The organism is Tsuneonella sp. HG249 (genome assembly GCF_053819205.1).
This window is the reverse complement of the sequence record NZ_JBSOQY010000001.1, coordinates 649,358-673,893: the sequence shown is the minus strand read 5'-3', so window position 1 is coordinate 673,893 and position 24,536 is coordinate 649,358. Positions and strand designations below refer to the sequence as shown.

Annotated in this window: 10 protein-coding genes; 6 read left to right on the top strand and 4 right to left on the bottom strand. The window is 66.9% G+C overall.

Features of this window, described 5'->3' with window-relative positions:
* Position 1: 1 nt before the first annotated feature.
* Genes ACWPM1_RS03305 through ACWPM1_RS03280 form a run of 6 tightly spaced genes read left to right on the top strand, consistent with a single transcriptional unit; the run spans position 2 to position 18,500 of the window.
* Positions 2 to 1,789, top strand: coding sequence for a ShlB/FhaC/HecB family hemolysin secretion/activation protein (locus ACWPM1_RS03305; RefSeq protein ID WP_455693414.1), 1,788 nt, complete (start codon positions 2 to 4; stop codon positions 1,787 to 1,789).
* The gene (locus ACWPM1_RS03300; RefSeq protein WP_455693413.1) at positions 1,789 to 9,336 is read left to right on the top strand and encodes a beta strand repeat-containing protein; all 7,548 of its coding nucleotides are present in this window, start codon (positions 1,789 to 1,791) and stop codon (positions 9,334 to 9,336) included. Before ACWPM1_RS03305 ends, ACWPM1_RS03300 begins: the two co-directional genes overlap by 1 nt.
* The gene (locus tag ACWPM1_RS03295) at positions 9,336 to 10,688 is read left to right on the top strand and encodes a multiheme c-type cytochrome (RefSeq protein WP_455693412.1); all 1,353 of its coding nucleotides are present in this window, start codon (positions 9,336 to 9,338) and stop codon (positions 10,686 to 10,688) included. The genes ACWPM1_RS03300 and ACWPM1_RS03295 overlap by 1 nt, the downstream gene beginning before the upstream one ends.
* Positions 10,685 to 12,658 (top strand): heme-binding protein, encoded by a 1,974-nt coding sequence (locus tag ACWPM1_RS03290; protein WP_455693411.1) that lies wholly within the window; start codon positions 10,685 to 10,687, stop codon positions 12,656 to 12,658. The genes ACWPM1_RS03295 and ACWPM1_RS03290 overlap by 4 nt, the downstream gene beginning before the upstream one ends.
* Positions 12,659 to 12,705: 47 nt before the next feature.
* Complete coding sequence (locus ACWPM1_RS03285; RefSeq protein WP_455695117.1) at positions 12,706 to 14,499, top strand: hypothetical protein; 1,794 nt, start codon at positions 12,706 to 12,708, stop codon at positions 14,497 to 14,499.
* Positions 14,499 to 18,500 carry a hypothetical protein gene (locus ACWPM1_RS03280; protein WP_455693410.1) on the top strand — a complete coding sequence of 1,334 codons (4,002 nt, stop codon included), beginning with the start codon at positions 14,499 to 14,501 and terminating at the stop codon, positions 18,498 to 18,500. The genes ACWPM1_RS03285 and ACWPM1_RS03280 overlap by 1 nt, the downstream gene beginning before the upstream one ends.
* Here ACWPM1_RS03280 and ACWPM1_RS03275 read toward each other — a convergent pair.
* From ACWPM1_RS03275 to ACWPM1_RS03260, 4 genes are read right to left on the bottom strand one after another with little or no spacing between them, the layout of a single operon-like run.
* A complete protein-coding gene (locus ACWPM1_RS03275) occupies positions 18,497 to 19,354 on the bottom strand; it encodes a metallophosphoesterase (RefSeq protein WP_455693409.1) in 858 nt (285 codons plus the stop codon). The genes ACWPM1_RS03280 and ACWPM1_RS03275 overlap by 4 nt on opposite strands.
* A 40-nt stretch (positions 19,355 to 19,394) precedes the next feature.
* Positions 19,395 to 21,125: a cytochrome c3 family protein gene (locus tag ACWPM1_RS03270; protein ID WP_455693408.1), complete on the bottom strand. Its 1,731-nt coding sequence runs from the start codon at positions 21,123 to 21,125 to the stop codon at positions 19,395 to 19,397.
* Positions 21,126 to 21,132: 7 nt separating this feature from the next.
* The gene (locus tag ACWPM1_RS03265) at positions 21,133 to 21,999 is read right to left on the bottom strand and encodes a hypothetical protein (protein ID WP_455693407.1); all 867 of its coding nucleotides are present in this window, start codon (positions 21,997 to 21,999) and stop codon (positions 21,133 to 21,135) included.
* Positions 21,999 to 24,512, bottom strand: coding sequence for a cyclic nucleotide-binding domain-containing protein (locus tag ACWPM1_RS03260; protein ID WP_455693406.1), 2,514 nt, complete (start codon positions 24,510 to 24,512; stop codon positions 21,999 to 22,001). The genes ACWPM1_RS03265 and ACWPM1_RS03260 overlap by 1 nt, the downstream gene beginning before the upstream one ends.
* Positions 24,513 to 24,536 lie beyond the last annotated feature (24 nt).

Here is a 24,536-nt window from a genome sequence, read left to right as displayed (position 1 = left end):
GATGGGGCCTGCGTCAAAAGAACGTGCGGTATCGCGGCGTTGGCTTCGCGCTTGCCTCGCGCTGGGCTCGGCGCTCACGCTCACGCCCATCGCTGCGCACGCTCAAGTCGCCCCGCCCAGCCGCGACGACTTGCAAGTGGGCCGCGAGGATACCGCGCCCGTACAACGATTGCGGGTCGAGGACGGCATCGAGCGAGGTCCCTGCCCCCTTTCCGATCAAGCTTTCTCCGCCGCCAGGGTCACTTTCTCCGCCGTCGAGTTCACCGGCCTTCCGGGCATTCCCGCGAGCGAGCTCGAGCCAATCTGGCGCCCCCTGACCGGCCAGGACCTGCCCATCGCCTCCCTCTGCGACGTGCGCGACCGCGCGGCGACGCTGCTACGCGCTCGCGGTTTCCTCGCCGCCGTGCAGATTCCGCCGCAACGGATCGAAAAGGGCGGGATCGTGCGGATGGACGTGCTTGCAGCCAAGCTGGTCGAGTTGGAGGTTCGCGGCGACGCTGGCGGTGCCGAGCGGCTGATCGCCGAGCACCTCGAGCCGATGACCGGCGAGACCTGGTTCAACACCCGCGAAGCCGAGCGCAATCTCCTGCTTCTCCACGACCTTCCTGGCTACGACGCGCGGCTGACGCTTCGTTCCGCCCAGCGCAATCCAGGTGAGGTCATCGGAGACATCCAGGTCACCAGGGTGCCAGTGGAGCTGGTCGTTGGCGCGCAAAACCTCGGCGCCAAATCGACCGGCCGGGAGGGCATCTTCGCGCAAGTCGCATTCAACGGCCTGCTCGGCATGGGCGACCGGACCACGGCGAGCATTTACAATACCATCGACTGGGAAGAGCAGCGGATCATCAGCTTCAGCCACGAACTGGCGCTCGGCGCGAATGGGCTGCGGCTCGGCGGCAGCGCCCTGTTCGGCCATAGCGAGCCAGATCTCGCGGGCGGCGGGTTCGAGACGGACACGTTCGCGGCCGAAATTCACTTGCGCGCGGTTCTGGAACGCGGCCTGGCACGCTCGATCTACGCCACCGGCGGCCTCGAGTTCGTCGACCAGGAACTGACCTTCGGCGCCGTGCCGCTCAGCGACGACAAGCTGCGGGTGGCCTTCGCCCGGCTCGATCACGGGATGACCGATGCCGGCAGCGTGGGGGGCCGCACAGGGTTCTCGGCGGCCGAGCCAAGATGGCGGGCATCCAATTCGGTCGAACTGCGCAAGGGCCTCGGCTTCCTCGGCGCGAGCAGCGACTGTTCGCCGATTTCAAACTGCCTGCCTCCCAACGTGCCGATCAGCAATGTGCTCGCGGATCCGCAGGCGTTCGTGGTACGCTATGAAGGGCAATGGGAATTCCGTCCCGCACCGCGAGTGACCTTGGCGCTCGCTCCCTTGGCGCAATGGTCCGACAACCCCCTGCTCGCCTACGAGCAGGTGAGCCTCGGCAACTACACGATCGGCCGCGGCCTCGACCCTGGTATCGCGCTCGGCGATCGTGCGGTCGGCGCGGCGTTCGAGATGCGGTTCGGCTCATTGACGTCGGGCGCACAGAGCGAACTGGCCATCGAACCGTTCGGCTTTGTCGACTGGGCGAAGGCCTGGATCGACGACGGAGGCCTGAACCCGGATCCTCGCGCCGTGCTTACCGCGGGCGCCGGCCTCCGCGGACGATGGAGTAACCGCTTCGATTTCGGAGTGACTTTCGCAGCACCGCTGCAGCGGGCGGGTTATCAGCTCGAGCGGAGCGATCCGCGCGTGCTGTTTACTCTGACGGCACAGTTGCTGCCTTGGGGAGACCGCTGATGGATCGCACCAACTCACACAGAGCGCGGCGCACCGCGCTGCTGAGCGCCTCCGCGCTAGCGCTGGTCTTTGCCGCTGCGCCGGAGCGAGCGCAGGGGCAGACCTTCGACCGCGGCTTCCAGGGCACGCCGACGGTCAACGCGGGATCCGTCACGGTGAGCACGGGTGTTAACGCGACGACAGTTGACGTCGGCAGCAGTCAGGCCGTGGTGACCTGGACTCCGTCCAGCACAACCACGAGTGGGACAATCGATTTCTTACCCAGCACGACGACGGCAACCTTCACTTCTTCGCTGAGCGACTACACGATCCTCAACCGGATCATTCCCGGCGGCACCGCGACTATCGGCCTTAACGGCACGATCCGGAGCTTCGTCTCGCCCGGCGCCGAGCAGCTTCCCGTCACCGGAGGGAACGTCTGGTTCTACACGCCGAACGGCTTTGTGATCGGCGGCGGGGCGGTGATCACTGTCGGCGGCCTGCTGCTGAGCACGAACGACATTTCGTACTCGGTCAACGCCAACGGCGGCGTTAGCTTCACGAACGCCAACGGAGCGACCGAGCTGCGGGGCCCGGCAGGGTCCACCGCCTCGATCATCAACAACGGCACGATCTCGGCGAGCAATTATGTCGCGATGGTCTCCCCGCGGATCGAGCAGAACGGGTTGATCAGTGCCAGCCGATCGATCGCTTACGTGGCTGGCGAGCAAGTCGATCTGACCATCAACGCGGGCATGTTCGAGATTGCCGTTCTGAGCGGCACTACGGATGCCAACGGGGTAGTCCACACCGGCACGACGACAGGAAGTGCATCGACCGGATCTGCCGATACGAAGACCATCTCCTTTGTCGCGATTCCCAAGAACGAAGCGATGACGATGCTGCTGTCGGGGAATATTGGCTACGCGCCCGCATCCAATGCTTTTTCTGACGGCTCAACGATCGTCCTCGTGGCGGGCGATGCGAACTCGCCCGCCGGCAACATCCGCATCGGCGAGGGAGAATTCGTCAACGGGGTGAACGGGCGCGCGACGGGCGATTTGACCGTGGCTCCAGCGCCCCCGGGCCCGTCCAGCGAAGGTGCGCCGACTACTTTCTTTCGCTCGTCCACCAACCTGGAAGGCGGGCAGTCGGTCAACCTGACGGCCGCCAGCGGCACTCGCATTCAGGCCGATAACGGGATCAATCTGAGCACCGGGAACGATGCCGCGGCGGGCGCCATCACCGTCGAGGCAATCGGCGCCGGCTTGGGGTCGGGCACGATTGCCGTCACGGGCGAGCTTACCGCGATTGCTCAGCATGAGGGCGGCACGAGCGAGGACGGCCTTACGGGTACCGATGCCCAAGGCGGCACGGTCGCGGTCCGCGCCATCGGAGGCACCATCTCTGCGGGCAGCATCTACGCCTCCGCGTCGGCTCGAGGGGGCTACGGCGCCCTTCAAGGTGGCGATGGTACCGGTGGTTCGGTGGAACTCGCGTCAGGTTTCGGCGGGACGATCACGACCGGCTCGACGGCGATCTACGCAAACGGCGACGGCGGCCAAGCGTCGGGCTTCGTAAACGACGAGTTCGTTTTGGGACGCGGCGGTGTCGGCCGCGGCGGATCGATCCAGCTGGCGGACAGCCTCGGCGATCTCACGACGGACCCCGATGGCGGTGCGCTCGACTTGGAATTCCTCTACCTGTCCGCCTCGGCGGTCGGCGGCAACAGTTCGTTCGGTGAGGGGCTTGGTGGCGATGCATTTGGCGGCACCATCGACGTACTGTTCGATCGGCGAGATCAATCCCTATCGTCGATCTACGGCTACGCCACCGCGCGCGACGGCGACGCCGCACTCGATCCAATTGGTGGCGACATCACGTTCGCCGTGGGCGGCGGAATTTCGGTAGATCTGTCGGAACTGTATCTCGATACAAGCGCCTCGAGCGGTATCAACGGGCCGCAAGGGTCCTTCTCCCGCGGCGGTACGATCGATCTTTCGGTAACCGAGGGTGCAGTCCTGCGCACCGAGTTCAGCCTCGGTCTCGTTTCTCGCGCGGACACGGTGTTCTTTTTCTTTGATAGCCTGCCGAATTCAACAGCCGACCTGACGGGGGGCGATATTACGGTCACCGCCGACGGCGGGATGATCGAGGCCGGTTTCATCGACATCGATGTGGGGGCCTACAACTACGGTGCCACCACGCGAGCAGGTTTCGCGCACGGCGGGACCGTTTCCGTGACAGCCGCGAATGGCGGTTCTGTCGGCACGCGCGCCCAGGACGGCGAGGCCACTCCTGAGTTCGAGATCTCGGCGGATGCCTATTCCGGGGTCGGTGAGGCGGTAGGGGAATCGCGAGGCGGCAGCATATCGCTCGCGGCGCTCAGCGGCGGCTCGATCGTCGCCCCTGGCATCAACATCGTACTCGAAGCGGCAGGCGAGACCGGCATCATCTCGGCTCCGAGCACGAATGGCGCGCCCGCTTTTGGCGGATCTATCGCGATCGACGCGATCGGCGGTGCGGTTGCCGCCCCGATCGAAGCGTACGCATTCGGCGAAGGGGGCACGGCGGACCTCGATGGCGGATCGGGCACCGGCGGGACCATCGCCGTCCGCGTGCTCGAAGGCGGCGAGATCACCGGAACGCTCATCGCGCAAGCTTACGGTACGGGCGGGCAGTCGCTGACCTCGGGCGACGGCGGCGACGGACGCGGCGGATCGCTGTCGCTTACGAGCGATGCCTCGGCCACGTTCACGACGTTCTCGCTGGACTTCGACGGCTACGGACAGGGCGGCCAGGCGGCCGAAGGCACCGGGGGCGACGGTTTCGGCGGTAGCGCACAAATCGATATCATCGGGGGAACGCATTCCTGGTCCACCGCCGACCTCAGCGCGTACGCGCGGGGCGCAAGCTCGCAGGTCATCGGTTCGCTGGCGGGCTCGGCCTTCGGCGACGTCGTCGGCGTGCAGTTCCATGTCGGTGGTGGTGGATCGCTGCTGATAAGCGGCACCCTTTCACTCGACGCGACCGCTTTCACCGGCTCCAACGGCGGCGCCAACCAAGCGATCGGGGGTGCCGCGGGAGTACTGGTTGACGGCGGAGCCAGCCTCACCGCCGACGCGATCTATGTCGGCTCCACCGGCTACCTTGGAGAGGGCGAATTCAACCCGCTCGACGCCGATTCCACGCCGACTGTCCGGGGCGGCACGTCTTCGCTCGTCGCGGACGGGGGATCGGTCAGCGCAGCATATATCGAGATCCTTTCCGAGGGCGATACCTCGGGCGCGCTCACGGCCGCGGGCACTGCCACCGGAGGCAACGCTATTCTGGGTGCAGCCAACGGTGGGTCGATCGCCATCACCGGCACTTCCGAAGGCGGGCTGGTAATCGGTGCCAACGGATACGGCACCGAAGGGCCATCGGCGGCGCACGCGTTCGGAGGTACCGCCACGGTCTATACCCAGGGCGGCACAATCACTTCGCCCTACGCGCTCGAAGTGCGCGCCGATGCGATGGCGAGCGGGTCCGCCGGGCAATTCGACGAGTTCGGCATTCCTTCAAGCGGCTTCGACACGACCGGCGGCACCGCCTCGGTGGAGATGCGCGCCGGCGGGTCCGGTACAGGTGCCATCACCGTTCCATCCCTCACCATCTCGGCCAGTGGCCTTTCGGATAGCATCGGATCGATTCCCGGCGACGGCGGCGACGGCACGGGCGGCACCGCGACCCTGTCGGTCGCCGAAGGCGATCTCACCGTCGACTTCGGCCTGCGCGTGCTCGCCGAGGGGCTCGGCGGCGCGGCAGAAGAGAATGGCGACGGAACGAGCGCTTTCGCAGGTGGCGATGGTCAAGGCGGAACAGCCAGTTTCATCCTTTCGGGCGGGCGGGTCGAGACGACTACCGTCGGCGTTTCGGCGGTAGGCTCGGGCGCTGACGGCGTCGGTTTCAACAGCAGCGCGACGCCATCGCTTGCCGGCAACGGTGTCGGCGGAGACGCCAGCTTCACTGCCAGCGGCGGCACGCTTGTCCTTTCGGGCGAGGTTGAGGCCACTACGCTCCAGATCGACGGTTCGGGCATCGGCGGCGCAGGCGCGTTCAACCCCAACGGCGCCGTGGGCGGGACGGGCGGCACGGGCTCGGGTGGCAGCGCCCTGTTCAGCGCGCCCCCCGGAAGCACGGCAGCGCTGATGATACCCGGCCCCATTTCGGTGGTGGCGGAAGGCATCGGTGGAAGCGCTGGCTTGTCGATCAACCAGGCCTTCGGTGTCGGCGGCAACGCGACCGGGGGCTCGGCCGCGATCCGCCTGGCCGACATCCCGTTCGCGTTCGACCAAGTTTTCGTCAGCGGCTCGGGCTATGGAGGCTTCGGGGCGCCAGGCGGCACGGGTACCGGCGGCAGCGCGGAATTCAGCATTATCGACAGCGGTAGCGCGGCTGCGACGCGCAGCATCGGGCAGCTCACGCTACTGGCGCTCGGTGCGAATTTCGTCGACGTCACGCCTTCGGGCGTCGGGGGCTCGATCGTCTTCGCGTCGCAAGCCGGCAACGTCGCATCCGGCCTCTTGATCGACGGCGATCTGCTGTTCGACGCGAGCGGGGCGATCGCCCCGGCCGGCAATGGCTTCACCGGCACCATTTCGGGCGCCCCGGTAACTGTTGGCGGTACGGCCCAAATCCTTACGCCTCGCGACGCCGCCCTCGCGATCACCGCGCCGGGGGCGCTTGCGGTGGACGGCAATCTTACGATCGACGTGGGCCGCTCCTTCACCAGCACCGGCCCGATTTCCACGCTCGCAAACGCCAGCGTGTTGGCGCCCGGCGGCATCTCGATGACCGATCTCTCGGCCGGCGGCACGACGGAACTGGTCGCTCTGAACGGCCCGGTCACGGTTTCGACGAACCTGGTATCCGGTGGGCCGGTCACTGTGCTCGGCCGAACGGTCAATCTCGTCTCGCTGGGCGCCCTGAGCTTCGCCGATGCCGATGCAACGGCCGGCCCGCTTTCGATCCGCACCGCCGGCAACCTCGATGTCGTGACCGTCGATTCGACCGGCGCCATCGTACTCAACAGCACCGGCGGGACGATCCACAGTACAGGCGCGGTCAACGGCACCGACCTCACCTTCATCGCCGCGGGCGACGTCATCACTGACACCGTCGCCTCGTACAATGGCAACCTGACGGTCGATGCTGGCGGTTTCTTCATCACGCCCACTTCGAGCGCTTCCGCGACCGGCAATGTCAGCCTGTCAGCCGATCTTGGTCTCACCCTGGCCAGCGTCGTCTCGGGCGGCACGACGTTGCTCCAGGCCGACGCCGGTGCGGTGAACGTCGCCAGCCTAACCTCCCCGGGGGCGGTGACCGCCTCGGGCCGGTCAGTCGCCATCACATCGGCCGGGGCGCTCAACTTCGCCTCCGCGCAGGCGACGGCCGGCGACCTTCAGCTGACGACGGGCGGCAACCTCGCGGTCGCTCAAGGCGGAGCTAGCGGAAACCTCTCCCTGACCAGTAGCGGCGGTTCTATCTCGGGCACCGGCCCAATCGTCGTGGGCGGAACCACGGCGATAAGTGCCGCCAACGGCATCGCCCTCGGCACCCTGACGAGCGGCGGAACCACATCGCTTCTCGGCAATCTCGGCACGGTCGCCGTCACCAACCTCAATTCGGCTGGGCCGGTGACGGCGCGGGGCACTGCGGTTACCATCGGTTCGAGCGGCGCGCTTTCGTTTGCCGACCTCGACGCAACCGCGGGCAACGTGAGCGTGCAGACAGCGGGTGACCTGGCGGTCGGTACAGTCGATGCGACCGGCTCGATCACCCTCATCAGCACCGGCGGCTCGCTGCTCGCCGGCGGTGTGCTGAACGGGGTCGGGATCACGCTCGGGTCGTTCAACAATCTGACGCTGGCCAACGCGCTGGCGACCAGCGGCGCGATCAGCCTGACGAGCACCAACGGCTCGGTCTCCGCCGCCAACCCGGTAACCGCGGCCGGCAACCTTGCCGTCGCGGGCTTCGCCGGGGTCACGCTCGGCACCGCCACCAGCGGCGGAACGACGACGCTGAGCGCGCTTAACGGTGCCATCGCGGTATCAGCACTCACGTCGCCGGGCGCGGTCACCGCCAGCGGACGGTCGGTGACGATCGCTTCGCCGGGAGCGCTCTCGGTGGCGAGTGCCCAGGCCACCGCTGGGAACCTTTCGATTACGACCGCCCAAGCACTCTCGGTGGGCGCAGCATCGGCCACCGGCACCCTCACGCTCAGTGCCGGTGGCATTCTGGCTACGACAGGCGCGGTGAGCGGCGCGGGTATCGCCTTGAGCGGCACGAACGTGACGACCGGCGGGCCGGTACAGTCCTCTGCAGCACTCACCATGACGGCGAGCCAGCTGCTAACGGTGAACGCACTCGCCACTGGTAGCGCGATCACCGCCGCGGCGGCAGACATAGCCATCGGCGCGACGGGCCGGCTGGGCAGCAGGGGCCTCACCGGCTCGCTGACGATCACCAATCGCGATGCCGCGCGGCCGATCTATTTTGGCGGCACCGGGGCAAGCGGTCAGTTCAGCCTCGACAGCAGCGAGGCCACTCGTCTGTTTGCGGACCAGCAGATCGCCATCGTGGCCAGCAGCCAGGGGACGGGGGGCGAAATCCGTATCGGCAATCTCGCCATGAACTACGGGACCGCAAGCACCGCCAATATCGGCAGCGGCGGAACGCTCAAGATCGATACCGCGGGCAACGTGTTCGTTAACGGCGCGGTGGCGCTGACGACGTCCTCAGCCAACGATACTTTCTCGATCGATCCCTCCCGCATCGAGGTTGTCGCGGGGACGGGCTCGATAGCGATGCTCGGCACCGGCAGCACGCCACTCGGGTCATTGGTGCTCGAAGGCGGCACAACGGTCGTCGCGGACCAGTCGGTGATCGACGCCATCGAATCCTCGACCGACCTGATGACTATCAACAAGCTGCTCGACCAGCCGACCGCCACCCGCTCCGAAAACGGATTCCTGCAGGCGGGCTCGATCGACCTGCTCGCGGGAAGCGCTCTCTACATTCAGAATACCGGGACAAGCACCGCCAATAATGCGCGGCGCGGGTTCACTGCTGGCGCCGTCAACATCGACACCTCATCGAGCGAGACGAGGATCTCGATCAACGGCGTGATTACCGGATCGACCGGCACATTGACCGGCGGGCAGGCCGCCAACGGCATCACGATCAACGGAGAGACCGCAATTCGTCGCGGCGCATTCGACCCGCTGTCCACTATCAATGGGTGCCTGATCGGTTCGTCTTGCACCTCGCAGAGCATTCCGACGAGCTCTGACCTCGAATCGCCGGCCGATCCGGACGATGCCGGCGATAGAGGCAACGCGGGCGATAGCGGGATGGGCTTCCAGGCACGCCAGCTGATCCAGCTCGACGACAATGAGCCCCTGATCACCCCGCCCTTGGTCGACGAGCCGATCACCGGCATCGGCAACGACGATCTATGGCAGGTGCATTGCGAGGACGAAGACGATAAGAGTTCTTGCTCGGGCGAGGAGGGGGAGACCGACTAGTGACGTTCGAAGCGGTTCGGGGCCCGCTTTCAATCGTTCTGGCTGCGATAGGCGCGGTGCTCGCGGCCGGCGCCGCCTACGCCGCCGGCGGCCAATACATGGGCGTCGCCAGCTGCGCCGGATCCACTTGCCATGGCCGTGCCGAGGGCAACGGCGCGGTGGTACGGCAGGACGAGATCGCCACTTGGCAGGAGCCCAGCAGCAGCACCGGCGCGCACAGCCGCGCCTATGCCGTGCTGAGTTCGCTAAGGGGCCGCCAAATCGGTGCGACCCTCGGCATCGAAGCGACGTCGTCTGGCGAATGCCTGCAATGCCACGCCACTCCAGCGGCTCCCGCCCAGCGGGGTCCGCGTTTCCAGCTTGGTGACGGCGTCGGCTGCGAAGGCTGCCATGGCCCGGCCGAGGGGTGGCTCGCGAGCCACTACGCGGTTTCGGGCAATCACGCGGCCAACGTCGCGGCGGGAATGACGCCGCTCGACAACCCGCAGGTGCGCGCCCGGGTTTGCCTCGACTGCCATTACGCCGGCTCGGAGGCGGGGCAGTTCGTCACTCACCGGGTGATGGCAGCGGGCCATCCGCGGCTGTCGTTCGAGCTCGACCTGTTCTCGGCGCTCCAACAGCACCACGACATCGACGCCGATTACGTCGCGCGCAAGGGCGACATCTCCAGCGTGCGCCTGTGGGCGGTAGGCCAGGCGGAGGCGGTTCGGCGCGAAATGGCGGTCTTCCGCGATCCGGCGCGGTCCAGCCAGGGACTTTACCCCGAGTTCTTCTTCTTCGACTGCCATTCGTGCCACCGGCCCATCACCGACGGTCCGCAGCGACGACTGACGTTCGAAACCAACCCCGGCCGGCCGATTCTTTTCGGAACGCCACCCTTCAACGACGAGAACATCATCATGCTCTCGACCGCCGCGCGCACCCTCGCTCCCGGTCAGGCGGGCTCCTTCGACGCTGCGACCGCCGCTTTCCACAAGGCGATGGGACAGGGCCGCGCGCAGACTGTCGCCGCGGCGCAGCGGCTCGAGGCGGCGGCCGGCGCGCTGTCCGACGCGCTGTCGCAGCGCGGCTATAGTGGTGACGACGCATTCCGGGTGGTTGCGGCGATCAGCGATCGGACGACCTCCCCTCGCTTTACCGACTACGCCGGCTCCGCGCAGGCGGTAATGGCGGTCGACACCCTGCTCAATGCCATGGTCCGCGAGGGGCGCGTGACAGTCGGGGCCGCGGCGGGGATCCGCGCGGCCGTGAACCGCGCCTATGCCGCGGTCGAAAGCCCCGAACGGTACAATCCAGCGCGCTTCCGCGCCTCCCTCGGCCAGGCCGCCCGCGGCATCGGTGCGCTGCAATGATACGATCGCGGGAGGTCGCAGCCCTGTCCATCGCCGCACTTCTGCTTGCCTCGTGCGGCGGCGGTGGCGGCTCCGGCGGGGGGAATGCCGGAGGCGGCGGTTCGCCCGCCCCCACCCCGAGCCCCGCGCCGGCTGCGACTTATGCCATCCCCGCGCAAGAGGCGCTCACCGTCGCGGATGTGCAGCGGGTAATCGCGCAGGCGGCGGGCGAGGCCCAGGTGCGCGGGCTGCCGGCCATCATCGCGGTGACCGATAGGGTCGGCAATGTGCTGGGCGTATTCGCTATGCCCGGCGCTCGGCCGACCATGACCACCAGCCGGCTGACCGCGACGGGGGTAGTCAACGATCCCCCGGTCGATGCGCAGGGGCTGACGGTGCCCGCCACCATCGGGGCCATAGCCAAGGCGATCACCGGCGCGTATCTCTCGAGCGGCGGCAATGCGTTTTCCACCCGCACCGCTAGCCAGATCGTCCAGGCAAACTTCCCGCCGGCGCCGAACACCGTGGGCCTTGAAAGCGGGCCACTGTTCGGGGTCCAGTTCAGCCAACTACCCTGTTCCGATCTCAATACCCGCTACACCCCAGGCGGCGGGGCGGGCGCGTTCATCGGTCCCAAGCGCTCGCCGCTTGGCCTCGCCGCGGATCCCGGGGGCTTTCCACTCTACAAGAACGGCGTGCTCGTCGGCGGCGTCGGAGTGATGGGTGACGGCGATTATGCCTTCGATCCCAACGTGCTGGACCTCGACAACGATGCCGAGGAAGCCATCGCGCTGGCCGGCATTCAAGGTTTCGCTCCGCCAGACGCCATTACCGCCGACAAAATCACCGCGGACGGCACATCGCTACGCTTCAGCGACATCGGCGCGGCGGCACTGTCGCCGCTGCGCACCGACTTCGCTGCCGCTCCGGGCGCGCTAGTTGCGGTCACCGGCTACACCGCGGGCACAATCGTCGCGGGAACGCCGTACGGCAGCGAAGCGAGCGGATACCGCTTGCGTGCCGCGAGCGAGTTTGCGTTTTCGGATGCGTTCGTGCTCTCCAACGGGGCAGGCGCCAACCGCTATCCGGTCCGCCCCGGGACCGATGTGGCAGCCGTGGGCCAGCCGCTGAGCGCGGATGAAAGCCGCGCCGTGCTGGAGGAGGCGTACCGGACCATGAGCCGCGCCCGGGCGCAGATTCGCCGACCGCTCGACAGTCCGGCCCAGGTCACCATCAGCGTAGTTGATACTTACGGCACGGTCCTCGGCCTCGTGCGCTCGCCCGACGCGCCGGTTTTCGGCACCGACGTATCGCTGCAGAAAGCTCGCACCGTCGCGTTCTTCTCCAACCCGGTAGCGGCACAGCAGCTTTCAGCCACGCCAGACCCGGAAGTGCCGCTGTTCGTACAGCGCATGCGCACCTTCCTGGGCAACCCCACGGCGCTGACCGGGGGCACGGCGTTCGGCGCGCGCTCGATCGGCAACCTCGCCCGCCCCCACTTTCCGGACGGGGAAGCCGCCAGGCCGGAAGGCCCGCTCTCGCGGCCCATCGCCGATTTCAATCCTTTCGCGACGGGCCTCCAGGTTGCCCTCGTAGCGGCTAATCTCGTGGAGCATGCCCAGTTCGTCGCAGGCGCCTCTGCCGCCGATACCGAGCAGCAGTGCACCCGCGTGCCCCCTGCGCCGACAGGCCAGCGGCGCCTTGCCAACGGCATTCAGATATTCTCGGGTGGGGTGCCGATCTACCGCGGCAACCAGCTGGTTGGCGCGATCGGTGTGTCGGGGGACGGCATCGACCAAGACGACATGATCAGCTTCCTGGGTGCGCACAACGGTGGCACACGGGTCGGCGGGGTCGGCAACGCGCCGGCGGCCATCCGCGCGGATCAGATCGTGGTGCAAGTCGGCGCGGGCGTGCGCCTGCGCTACGTCAACTGCCCTTTCGCGCCCTTCCTCGATACCGCGCAGCAGAACGTATGCCAGGGGCTGTAACCCCCGCTTCGGTGTTCTTGCTCGTCGTGCTGACGCAGCCGGTAGAGATGCCGGCGGCCGCACCCCAGGCCGACGAGCCGGCGCCTGCCGACGAGGAAGCCGGCCCGCCGCCAGTCGACAACCAGTCGATCGATGGGCGGCGGCGCCCCGGCTACGACTCGCCGTTGCCGGAGGCGGTCACGCAGGACAACCCCGGCGCCGTGCGCGCGCCGCCGCCCGAAGCCTTCCCCACCGACCAGATTCCCATTCCGGACCGTTGGCGCCTGATCGAGACGCTGGGGGTGGTCAAGGAGCGTTGGTTCGATCCCTACAACCAGAACACTCTCAAGGGCGACCGGCCCCTCGATCCCGCCGATTGGCCGCTCATCACTGGGCACGACTGGTTCTTTCAGGCGAGCGCGATCAGCGACACCGTGATCGAGCCGCGCACTTTTCCCATACCGGTGGGCGTGCAGACAACCGAGCGGCCGGGCAGCCTCGACGTGTTCGGGAAGGACGCCAGCTACGTCCTTTCGCAAACGTTTATCCTGGGGGCCGCGCTGACGAAGGGCTCGACTGCCTTCAAGCCACCGCACGTCGAGTATCGCGTCGCGCTGGCGGTCAACCTCAATTACGCCGACGTGCCGGAACGCCGGGTTCTGTCCGTTTTACCCTCCAAGCCAAGCCACCGCTTCGACCACTTCGTCGGGGTGCAGGAAGCCTTCATAGACTATCACCTGCGCGATGTATCCGACCGCTACGACTTCGATTCCATTCGGGTGGGCATCCAGCCGTTCCAAGCCGACTTTCGCGGCTTCTTGTTCAACGATCAGCAGCTAGGCGTGCGGCTGTTCGGCGACCGCGACAACAACCGCTTCCAATACAATCTCGCGGCGTTCTGGCGGCTGGAGAAGGATACCAACTCCGGCCTCAACGCGATCCTGCAGACACCGCGGGACGACTTCCTGTTCGTTGCCAACGTGTACCGTCAGGATTTCCTGATCCCCGCCCTCACCAGCCAGGTCACGGTCGCCTACAACCGCAACCGCGAGGGCAGCATCGGCGACATCCATATTGACGACAACGGCTTCCCCGCGCGCCCGGCGTTGCTGGGCGACTTGCGCCCGCACGAGTACGATGTGGTCTATCTCGGCTATAATGCCGATGGGCGAGTAGGCCGGGTCAACCTCACCGCTAGCCTCTACGGCGCGCTGGGGGAGGACCGGAACAGCTTCTTCACCAGCCGCGCAGCGGAAATCCGCGCGTTCTTTGCGGCAGCCGAGGCAAGCTACGACCGCGACTGGATGCGCTTCCGCCTTTCCGGGCTCTACGCCAGCGGCGACGGCGATCCATACGACGATACCGAGAGCGGCTACGACGCGGTGTTCGAGAACCCGATCTTCGCCGGCGCGGATACCAGCTACTGGATACGCCAGTCGATTCCCTTCGCCGGCGGGGGCCGCGCGGTCTCGGTCAATAATCGCAACGGGGTGCTCGCCTCGCTGCGCTCGAGCAAGGAAGAAGGGCAGTCGAACTTCAACAACCCCGGGACGATGCTGGCCGGCGCAGGCGCGGACTTCGACCTCACGCCCGAGCTGCGGCTGTCGACGAATGCCAATCACCTGTGGTTCGAGAACACGAGCTCGCTAGAAGCCCTGCGCAACGAAGGATCGGTCCCCAAGGCCATCGGCTGGGATCTGTCGGCGGCGGCGATCTGGCGGCCGAAGGCGACCCAGAACATCGTCGCTCGCCTGTCGGCCGCTGCGCTGCTGCCTGGAGCGGGCTTCAAGGACCTGTTCGATAATGCGCACGACAACCGCCAGTACTTCTCGGTGCTGGCCAACGTGGTCCTCAGCTACTGATGCGTTCCGATCGCCTCCTAGCTCTGTTCGCGTTGCTGGTGCTGGTCTGCGGCGTCGGCTGGTCGACCAGCCGCGCCGCCGAGGGCGAGAAGCCGGTCGAGCGGGATTACCCCAGCTATCCCGCGGCGCCGCTTACGCAGACCATCGAGGAAATGGCGAGCAAGAGCGACGGTTGCACCACGTGCCACGTCGCCAGCGACGCGCCCACCATGCACCTTTCGCCAGCGGTGCGGCTGGGTTGCACGGACTGCCACGGCGGCGACGCGGCGGTGATCGGCGATGCGCTGCTCGACCGGGAAGATCCGGCATACGTCGCTGCACGCGACGCGGCGCACGTGCTGCCGAAGTATCCGGAAAGCTGGCACTTCCCCTCTTCGGCCAACCCCAAGCAAAGCTACGCGCTGCTCAACAAGGAAGCGCCGGAGTTCGTGCGCTTCATCAATCCCAGCGACTACCGCGTCGCGCGCGAGGCGTGTGGGGCATGCCACCTGCCGGTGATCGAAGCGGCCGAGCGCAGCCTGATGGCCTCGGGCGCGATGCTCTGGGGCGGGGCGAGCTACAACAATGGCATCGTCCCCTTCAAGAATTACATCTTCGGCGAGGCGTTCACGCGTGAGGGCGAGCCGGCCAAGGTGGTCAGCCCCGGCAGCCCCCCGGGCCAGCTGACCGAGCGGCAGAAGGCGCGGGGCGCACTTGGCGAGCTCTATCCACTGCCGACTTGGCACGTGGTCCCGCCGGGCGACGTGTTCCGAGTATTCGAGCGCGGCGGACGAACGATCAACCCGACCTTCCCCGAGATCGGCCTCCCCAATCCAACCGGTTCGATCCAGCGCCTGGAGGAGCCCGGCCGGCCCGACCTCAAGCAGTCGAACCGCGGCCCTGGCACCGGCCTGCGAGTGGCGATCCCGGTGCTCAATATCCACAAGACCCGGCTCAACGATCCGTTCACCTGGTTCATGGGGACCAACGACCAGCCGGGCGACTATCGCCACTCGGGCTGCGCCTCATGCCACGTGGTTTACGCCAACGACCGCGAGCCGCGCCATTCGCTGACGTACGCCCAGTATGGCCGCGATGGGCAGACGATCACCGCCGACCCTACCATCGCCGACAAGCTGGAGCACAAGAGCGAGCACGGCGCGCTCAAGGACGGGCACGAACTCGCTGATCATGTGGACGATACGGCCGACAAGCGCGAGAAGGGCCACCCGCTCCAGCACGTCTTCACCCGCTCGATTCCGACCGCGCAGTGCATGAACTGCCACATGCACCAGCCGAACATCTTCCTGAACTCCTTCCTCGGCTACACCATGTGGGACTACGAGTCCGATGCGCCCGCGATGTGGCCCGAGAAGCAGAAATACCCGACTGCTGCCGAAGTGCGCGAGGTCGCCAAGCGCAATCCCGAGGGCGCCGCTCCGCGCGGCAAGTGGGCCGACGTCGATTTCCTGCGCAACGTGTACGACCTCAACCCCGAGCTCAAGGACACCCAGTTCGCCGACTACCACGGCCACGGCTGGAACTTCCGCGGGGTGTTCAAGCGCGACCGCCAGGGCAATCTGCTCGACTCCGAAGGCGACATCGTCGCCAACGACGATCCGGAAAAATGGCGCAAGGAGGGCGAGGGGAAATTCGTCCCCGCAGGCGTCAACCCCGGCAAGACAGTCCACCTCATGGACATCCACGCCGAGAAGGGCATGCAGTGCGCCGACTGCCACTTCTCGCAGGACAGCCACGGCAACGGTCTCATCTACGGCGAAGTCGCCAACGCGATCGAGATCACCTGCAAGGACTGCCACGGCACCGCCGATGCCTATCCTAACCTGCTGACCAGCGGCCCGGCCGCCCCGCCCAAGGGCAACAACCTGGCGCTTCTGCGTAACCCCGACGGCCAGCGCCGGTTCGAGTGGGGCGAAGACAGCCTCGGCCGCCGGCAGCTGATCCAACGCTCGATCATCGATCCCGAACTCGAATGGCGGGTGAGCCTGGTCAAGGATACGGTCGATCCGGGTTCCCCCGGGTTTAACGCCAAGGCCGCGCGCGCCAAGCTGATGAGCCGCGCGGGGGCCGAAGACGGCACATTCGCGTTCGGCTCAGGCATCGCCCCCGATCAACGCGCCCACCGCGACCCCGAGATGGCCTGCTTCACCTGCCACTTGAGCTGGACCACCAGCTGCGGCGGTTGCCACTTGCCGATCGAGGCCAACTGGAAGACGCCCGATCACCACTTCGATGGGGAGAGCACCCGCAACTTCGCGACCTACAACCCGCAGGTGGCGCGCGACGAGATGTTTCAGCTTGGCAAGCACATGACGACCAAGGGCAACCAGACCGCCCCTGTTCGTTCAAGCTCGGCGCTGGTGCTCAGCTCCACCAACATCAACCGTGAGCGGATCTACGTCCAGCAGCCGCCGATCAGCGGCATCGGCTTTTCCAGCCAGGCCTTCGCCCCGCATTTCCCGCACACCGTGCGCACGACCGAGACGAAGACCTGCTCGGACTGCCACCTCAGCGACCAGGACGACAACAACGCCATCATGGCGCAGTTGCTCCTGCTCGGAACCAACTACGTCAATTTCCTCGGTCTCAACGCGTGGACCGGGCTCGAGGGCGGTTTCCAGGCGACCCGCGTGACCGAGTGGGAGGAGCCCCAGGCGGTGCTCGGCAGTTACCTCCACAAGTACGCCTACCCCGACTTCTACCGCCAGTTCGTCGAGGGCCAGGGCCGCGAGCTCAAGGACTGGACCCGCGGCGCTACTTTCGACGGCAAGCTCTCGGGCGAAACCAACGCGTTCGAACGCTTCGCCAACGTCGTCGAGGGCACGCGCGACAAGGTGGGCTGCCTGCAGATCCGCGGCGAGTACATCTACGTCGCCGAGGGCAAGGGCGGCTTCCGCGTCTATGACGTGGCGTCGATCGCCAACAAGGGCTTCTCCGAACGCATTACCACCGGGCCGTTTTCGGCGCTGGGCCACGACACCCACGTCAAATCGAAGAACGCCACCTGCATGGCGCTGCCCACCAACCAGCCGATCGCGCCCACCCGCAGCACGCCCGAACTGCGCGAGATCAACCAAGAGCAGCCGTTTCTGCCAATCTACAGCTACGCCGCGATCACCGACGCCGAGGAAGGCCTGATCCTCGTCAACGTCGACACCATGGCCGACGGCGAATTCCGCAACAACAAGCTGAAGCGTGCCGTTGCCTGGAACCCGGACGGCGTGCTCGACGGCGCACGCCACATCGTGCTCGCCGGCGAGGTCGCCTATATCACGGCTCGCCAGGGCCTGGTGACGGTCGATCTTCGCGACCCGCTCAAGCCCCAGCTTGCCTCGGTAGCGCCGCTCGACGACGCTCGCGCGAGCGCCATGCAATTCCGTTTCCTATGGGTGACGGATCGCGAGGGCGTGAAGCTGTTCGACGTCACCAACCTGCGCCAGCCGGTTGCCGTCCCCGAAGGGACCGTGCCGCTTGCCGACGCGCGCCGGCTCTATCTCGCGCGGACTTACGCCTATGTCGCCGCCAAGGGTGAAGGACTGGTCATCCTCGACATCACCAATCCCGCCACGCCGTCGGTCTACCGTAAGGAGACATTCGAAGGGCGAATGAACGACGTCGAGGACGTGGTCGTCGCGACCACCAACGCCTCGCTGTTCGCTTATGTCGCGGATGGGCGGAACGGCATGAAGGTGGTGCAGCTGACGAGCCCCGACAGCCAGCCCAACTTCTACGGCTTCAGCCCCGCACCGATGCCCGAGCTGATCGCGTGGGCAAAGACCCCGTCACCGGCGCTGGCGATGTCCAAGGGCCTCGACCGTGACCGCGCCGTCGACGAGACCGGCGGGCAGATCGCCGTGTTCGGCCGTCTCGGCTCGCGGCCATTCAATCGCCCGGAGATGGAGAAGCTGTTCCTCACTTCGAAGGGCGTGCCGTGGAGAGTGTCGGACACCCCGGACATGAGCCGCTGGGTATCCGGCGCAGGACCGGTCGTCGCCCGTTAGTCGCGGCCGCCGCGCTCGCCGAACATATCGTGGATCATCGGCTGGAGCTTGTCGGTGTAGTGCGCCAACGCGTGCCAGCCGCTGACATCCTCGTAGTGACTGACCAGCGTGCGCCCATCCCAGCGATGCAGCGCATAGTTGGGTGGCTCCGTCGTGATGAGGTCGCGGCCGTCGGGATGGTCGAGATCCACGTGCCGCAAGTCCATCGCCACCAGCGGAGCGACCGAGCCGGTGACGCTGAGGGGAATGCCACGGAAGGTCGTGGTGATCGGGCGGTGTAGATGGCCGCAATGGATCGCCAGGATCTGGCGTTGCCCCTCTACGGTTTCGCCGAAGCGGCTGATCCAGTCCTCACCCGCTCCCGGGTCCATCCAGTCGATCCCGCTGACCACGGGGGGATGGTGCATGAAGATAACCGTCGGCGTGTCAGGGTACGCGGCAAGCTGTCGAGCCAGCCAATTCGCCCGCGGTTCGCAGAATGCGCCGCCGTGCCGGCCCGGCTCGAGTGTATCAAGCAGCAGCAGCCGCAGCCCGCCGGCATCCACCGCATAATGGACGAAGCCGCCTTCGCCGGTCACGTGGGGGAACGCCTGGAACAAGCCTTCCCGGCTGTCGTGGTTGCCCACCATCGGCCAAACGGGGAACGGACAGCCGGACAGCATGGACGCAACGTCGATGAAGCTTTCGAGGTCCGCACGGTCGGTCAGGTCGCCGCTCACCACCAGCATGTCCGGGCGGTTAGGACCGCCGAGAAGCCGGGCAAGCGTCGCGCGAAAGCGCCTGAGGTTAAGCTCCTCGGGCTCCTCTTCGGGATCGAACCCGATGTGGATGTCGGTCATCTGCGCGATCAGCATCGCCCCGCCCCCTTTCGCGCACCGAGAAAGCGGTGCGCTGCTATGTCTCCGTCCTCTTGCGACCGACACCCGTCCGCGCCGGCGCTGCCTCGCCGCGCGGGTGATAGCTATGACACATGGCGCACGTCGAGGGCACCTTGGGTTTGGCGGCATCCTCGCCGAGGTGGCAGGTCCGGCAAGTCTTGATACCGGGTAGCAGGACATCGGTGGCGCTGTTGGAGGCCGGCGCCACGTGGCAGGTGGTGCATTTTTCGCGCGTATGATCCTCGTGGTCGAACCAGCCGTGCTGGATATAGCGCTTCGGCTGGACGACCGGCATCACGCCGTCCCCGCTCGGGAAGTGGCATTCGGTGCACACGCCGCGTGTCGAAAGAACGCGCGATGCGAGCGGCACAGAAGCCCGCTGCGGAGGAGCAAAATTGCCATAGTAGAGACCACCCGGCGCGAAGTCCCCGGGCCGCTTGCGCCCGCTGGCGATCGGGCGGCGAGGCACCCGGTCTGCCGCCGCGAGATCCGCGCGCATCTGGTCGATGTCGCCGTGCCGCAGCGTCCGGAAGGTGCCCCCAACGCGGTCGAACACGAGGCTGTGGCACGAGCCGCAGTCCTCCTCCATGTCGATCGGCTGGAAGCGGACGCCGTCGGCCGTGGGCGTATGGCAGTCGGCGCAATCGAGCGGCGCGCCGTAGCCCTTCCCTGTTCCGAGCCGGCGTGCCATCTGCGCCGGCCCTCCCCGGACGCCGAGATGCAGGTCGTGGGGAAACTTCAGGCCGTTGAATTCATTAGGGTTGCGGTCGAGCGACAGCCGCATCGGCTCCTTCGCGCCGGGTCGGTTAAGCACCGCGACCTGGAACTGGGGATGCGCTTTGCCGAAGTCCGCCGCGTTGCCGAGCGGTGTCTTCAGCCGCTCGTCCATCGTGCCGTGACAATCGGCGCAGAACTGTTGCGCCGGCGGCTCCATGCGTCCTTCGCCTTCATGTTCGCTATGGCAGTCGGTACACGCGCCGGCACCCGGCTTGTGGAACAGGTCGGCGACGTCTCGCTGAACCTGGTCGCCCCAGCTGAGCGGCCCGCGTGCCAGGGTCAGCCTGGGCTTGGCCGAGTGGTCGCCAATCTTCTCGTGACATGTAAGGCAGGTGTCGTCACGCACGGCCACGAACGCCTGGGAGTGGCAGGCCTCGCAATTGTCCTCGAGGCCGCGATGCGCGAGGCTGAGCTTGCCGGTGGTCCAGCTTGCGTCCATCGCCACCCGGCCGGATTTGCGATAGTCGGGCCTTATCGGCTCGCGGTTGAGATGCGACCAGATCGGGACAATCAGGAACGCCAGGAAGATCGCGATCAGGAGCGTCCAGGCGACCGGGCGCTTGGAGGGCAGGAGGGTGCTGCCGAGAGTAAAACCGTGGCCGCCCGCTCCCTTGCCGCTTTCACGCTCTTCGCGCGGGCGCACGGTGACTTCGGTCTCGCCGCCGGGCCCCGAAGCAAAGTCGATGCGGTAGGCGCCCAGGACCAGTTCTGCGCCGCCGTCGTCGACGGTCTCCTGCATCCGCGTGCGGCCATCGAGCGTGAATCCAAGCGTGCCGGCGGCCTCGAACGTGAGCACGCCGTGGTCGCCCCTGCTGACGTTCACATGGTGCTGCTCGACCGCGAGATCGGGGATCGCGATGTCGTTCTCGGCCGAGCGGCCGATGGTCAGCCGCCCGCCCTCCACCACCCTTTCACGGACGATATCGCGCCCTGTAGCGGTGGTCTGGATCTGGCGGACGCGGAAGCTCAAATCCGGGTTACCAGTAGTAGAACACGCTGATCACGTGCGCCGTTAGCGCGCCGAGCAGCGCGACCGTCGCCGGGATGTGGATGTAGAGCCAGATATCGAGCAGCGCCCGCAGCCGCATCTGCCGACGGATCTGCCCCAGCTGCGCCGCGCGGCGCTGGAGCAGGCTGTAGGCACGCTCCGAATCGGCGCTGCGTTGGGGGAACTCGGAGAAACCGGCGAGCGCGCGGTTGGTGCGGCAGCCCGGATAGCTGTTGGTCAGCCGGGCAATCACGCCGGCGCGAAACGGGTCCTGCTCAAGCGCGGCGATGACGAGGTCGGTCTCTTCTCGCGGTAGCGGCTGGGCGGCGGCGTCGAGCTGGCGGTCGATGGCCGCCAGGCTCTCGACCATCTGCTTCTTCGACATCTCGCCTCGGTTGTTCGACAGCTTTTCCGGCAGCGTCGCGTAAACCACCACACCGTAGATGCCGGAGACGATGACGAGCATCATCAGGCTCCACGCCAAGGTGTGGACGTTCCAGCCGAGCTGGAAGCCGGTGTGAAGCGTGCCGATCACCACCAGCGAAAGTCCGAGATAGACATGGGCCGAGGTCCACGCCTTCAGCGACCAGCGGCCCTCCGTCATCGCGCGCTTGCGTATGCCCAGCAGCGCGAGCCAGACGATCAGCAGCACGCCGATCGTGCCCAGCAGGTAACCGTACCAACTGCCGCCGTTGGGCCGCGGGGTGACGTCCGCCAGCGCGTAACCGAGGCCGGCGACGAGGCTCACCGCCAGCGCGACCTTGAGCCAGCGGAAGCGTTTGTGGACGAGGAAGCTTTCGTGCTCGGTCGGGCGAACCCCGTGCCCGCCACCCGTCTGTCCGGCGAGGCTCGCCATCAGCCGGCTTTCTCGGCCTGGCTCACGGCGAGGAACTTCTCCGGCCCGACGCGGATCGCGGCGCCCGTGGGGCAGGCGCGCACGCAAGCAGGGCCGCCGTCGATGCCGGAGCACATGTCGCACTTGATCGCGACCTTGGGCACTTCCTTGCCGGCGCTCTCGGCTTTCTTCTTGCGCCAGGCGTAGCTGGCTTCCCCGGGCCCGGGGCCGAGCCCGAGGAACATCCACGACAGGAGCCCGGGCTTCTTGGGCGGCTTGGCGTCCATCCGGATCACGCCGTAGGGGCAGTTGCGCTGGCAGTTGCCGCAGCCGATGCAGGTCTCGTCGATGAACACCTCGCCGTCGGGCCCCCGCTTGATTGCGTTGGGCGGGCAGTCAGCCATGCAATGCGGGTGCTCGCAGTGGCGGCACGAGGTCGGCACGTGGAGATGGGCGTAAGTCCGCCCGGCCTCCCGGTCGAGGCGGCTGAGGCCATCGTGGCTATCGGCGCAGGCCTTTTCGCAGTTGTCGCAGCCGACGCACAGCGTCTCGTCGATCAACAGGACGTCGGTCGCCTCGCCGATGCCGTTGTCGACGAGGAACTTGGCGGTCTGCGAGTGATAGTCGGCGGCATCGCCGAAGCTGTCCTTGCGGCTTTCGACGAAGGCGTTGAGCTTGCGCCGCCCGGCCATGTCGGCGAGCGCCTTTTCACGCAGCCGCGGCTTGCGCTCGAGCAGCGCGGCGAACGCCTCGCCGGGGAAGCGGACGACCTGGCTCTTCACCGCGGCCTTCACGGTAGCGGACCGCTTCGAGCCGTCGATCACCGCCATCTCGCCGAAGTAGGATCCCGCCGGCAGGTAGCTGAGGAAAACAGGGTGTCCGCCGATCGCCTTTTCGACCACCATCGAGCCGCGGCGGATGACGAACACATCCTTGTCGTCGCCCCCCTCGGAGATGACGACCTCGCCGGCACGCTTATCCTCGACTACCGCCGCCTCGGTGATTTCGGTGAGATCTTCCGATGTGAGGCCGGAGCCGAACATCTGCAGCAACTGGCGCTCGATCGAGATGCGATTGACCGCCCGCGCCGCGCTCGGCGCGGTGGCGAGCAGCTTGAGCGCGGCGTTGCGCGAGAATTCGAGCGCGATCGTCGGCTCGGCGGCACGGATGGTCGCACCGCGGCGGCGGCCGGAGATCAGCCCGACCTCGCCGAAGATCGAGCCCTCTCCGATGGGCACGGTGATCGAGGTGTCGTCGGGATTGACCTCGACCGCGACCGAGCCTTGCGCGATGGCGAACATCGACGACCCCGGATCGTTGCGGGTGAAGATCACCTCGCCCTGCTCGAAATAGCGCGCGGTCGAATCGAGCATCAGCTCGCGCAACTGGAGCGCGGAAAGCTCCTGCAGGATGATCACGTTGCGGCCGAACAACGCCAGCCATTCGTCGACCGGCCGCCCGCCCGGCAAGTCGGCGAACTTCTGCTCGAGGATCGGTTCGTCTGCGGGTTTGAGGCTGGTGTTACCCGACAGGAACTCGATCACGTCGTAGCCCTGGTTCATGCAGTGCTTGATCAGCGGGTAGCCGGCCAACGCACCGATGACGTAGATTCCAGGCACGGTGGATTCGAACGTCGGCGAGAGCTTGGGATAGGCTACCCGGTCGGGGCTGGAAAACTCAATTCCGGTACCGACCTTGATCGCGCGCTTGCCCTCCCGCTCTTCGAACTCGGCGCAAGCGGCCTCGACGAACGCGCGGGGCGGCGCCGAGCCCATGCGCGCGATCACGCGGTCGCACCGCGCCTTTAGCTCGCCGTCGCGGGTGTCGAAGGTGATCTCGCCCTTGTCGATCGCCGATGTCGTGGTCTCGAGCATCACGGTGATCTTGCCTTCGGACTGCATCGCCAGCAGCGCCTGCACGTTCGCCGCCTTGGCAGTTGCGAAATCGCGCGAGCGATTGACGATCGTGACCTTGTTGCCCTGCGTTGGGTCGGCAGCGAGCCCCATCGCGTTCTCGATTCCCGCGTCGCCGGCGCCGATCACGACGATATGTTCGTCGACGTACTCGGCCGGGTCGTCGAGCTGGTACTGGACGACGGCGCCCTCCCCCACCGGGCAGCGCACGAGGTTCGGGTTGCCCTGCGTGCCGATCGCCATGACCACCGCCTTTGCGCGGACGGTCGCGCCACGCTTGAGCGTCAGCTTGAAGTCGCCCGCCGCCCCCTCGATCGCGCTGACTTCGGCGTCGAGCATGACCTCGACCTTCCCTTCTGCGATCTGGCGGTTCCAGGTCTCGAGGATCGCCTCGCGCTTGCCGGCGTCGAAATCGAGGTCTGCACGCAGCACGAGATGCGAGGGCGTCGCCATCACGTGCTTGCCCTTCTGGTACTTGAAGATCGTGTCCGACAGGTGGTCAGTCTTCTCGAGGAGGACGTGGCGCATGCCTTTCGTCGCGGCGTGTGCTGCGGCGCTCAGGCCCGCGGGGCCCGAGCCGACAATGGCCACATCGAAGATTCCCGCGTCGCCTTCCGGCATCTTACCCCCCCGGCAAGTCAGCGC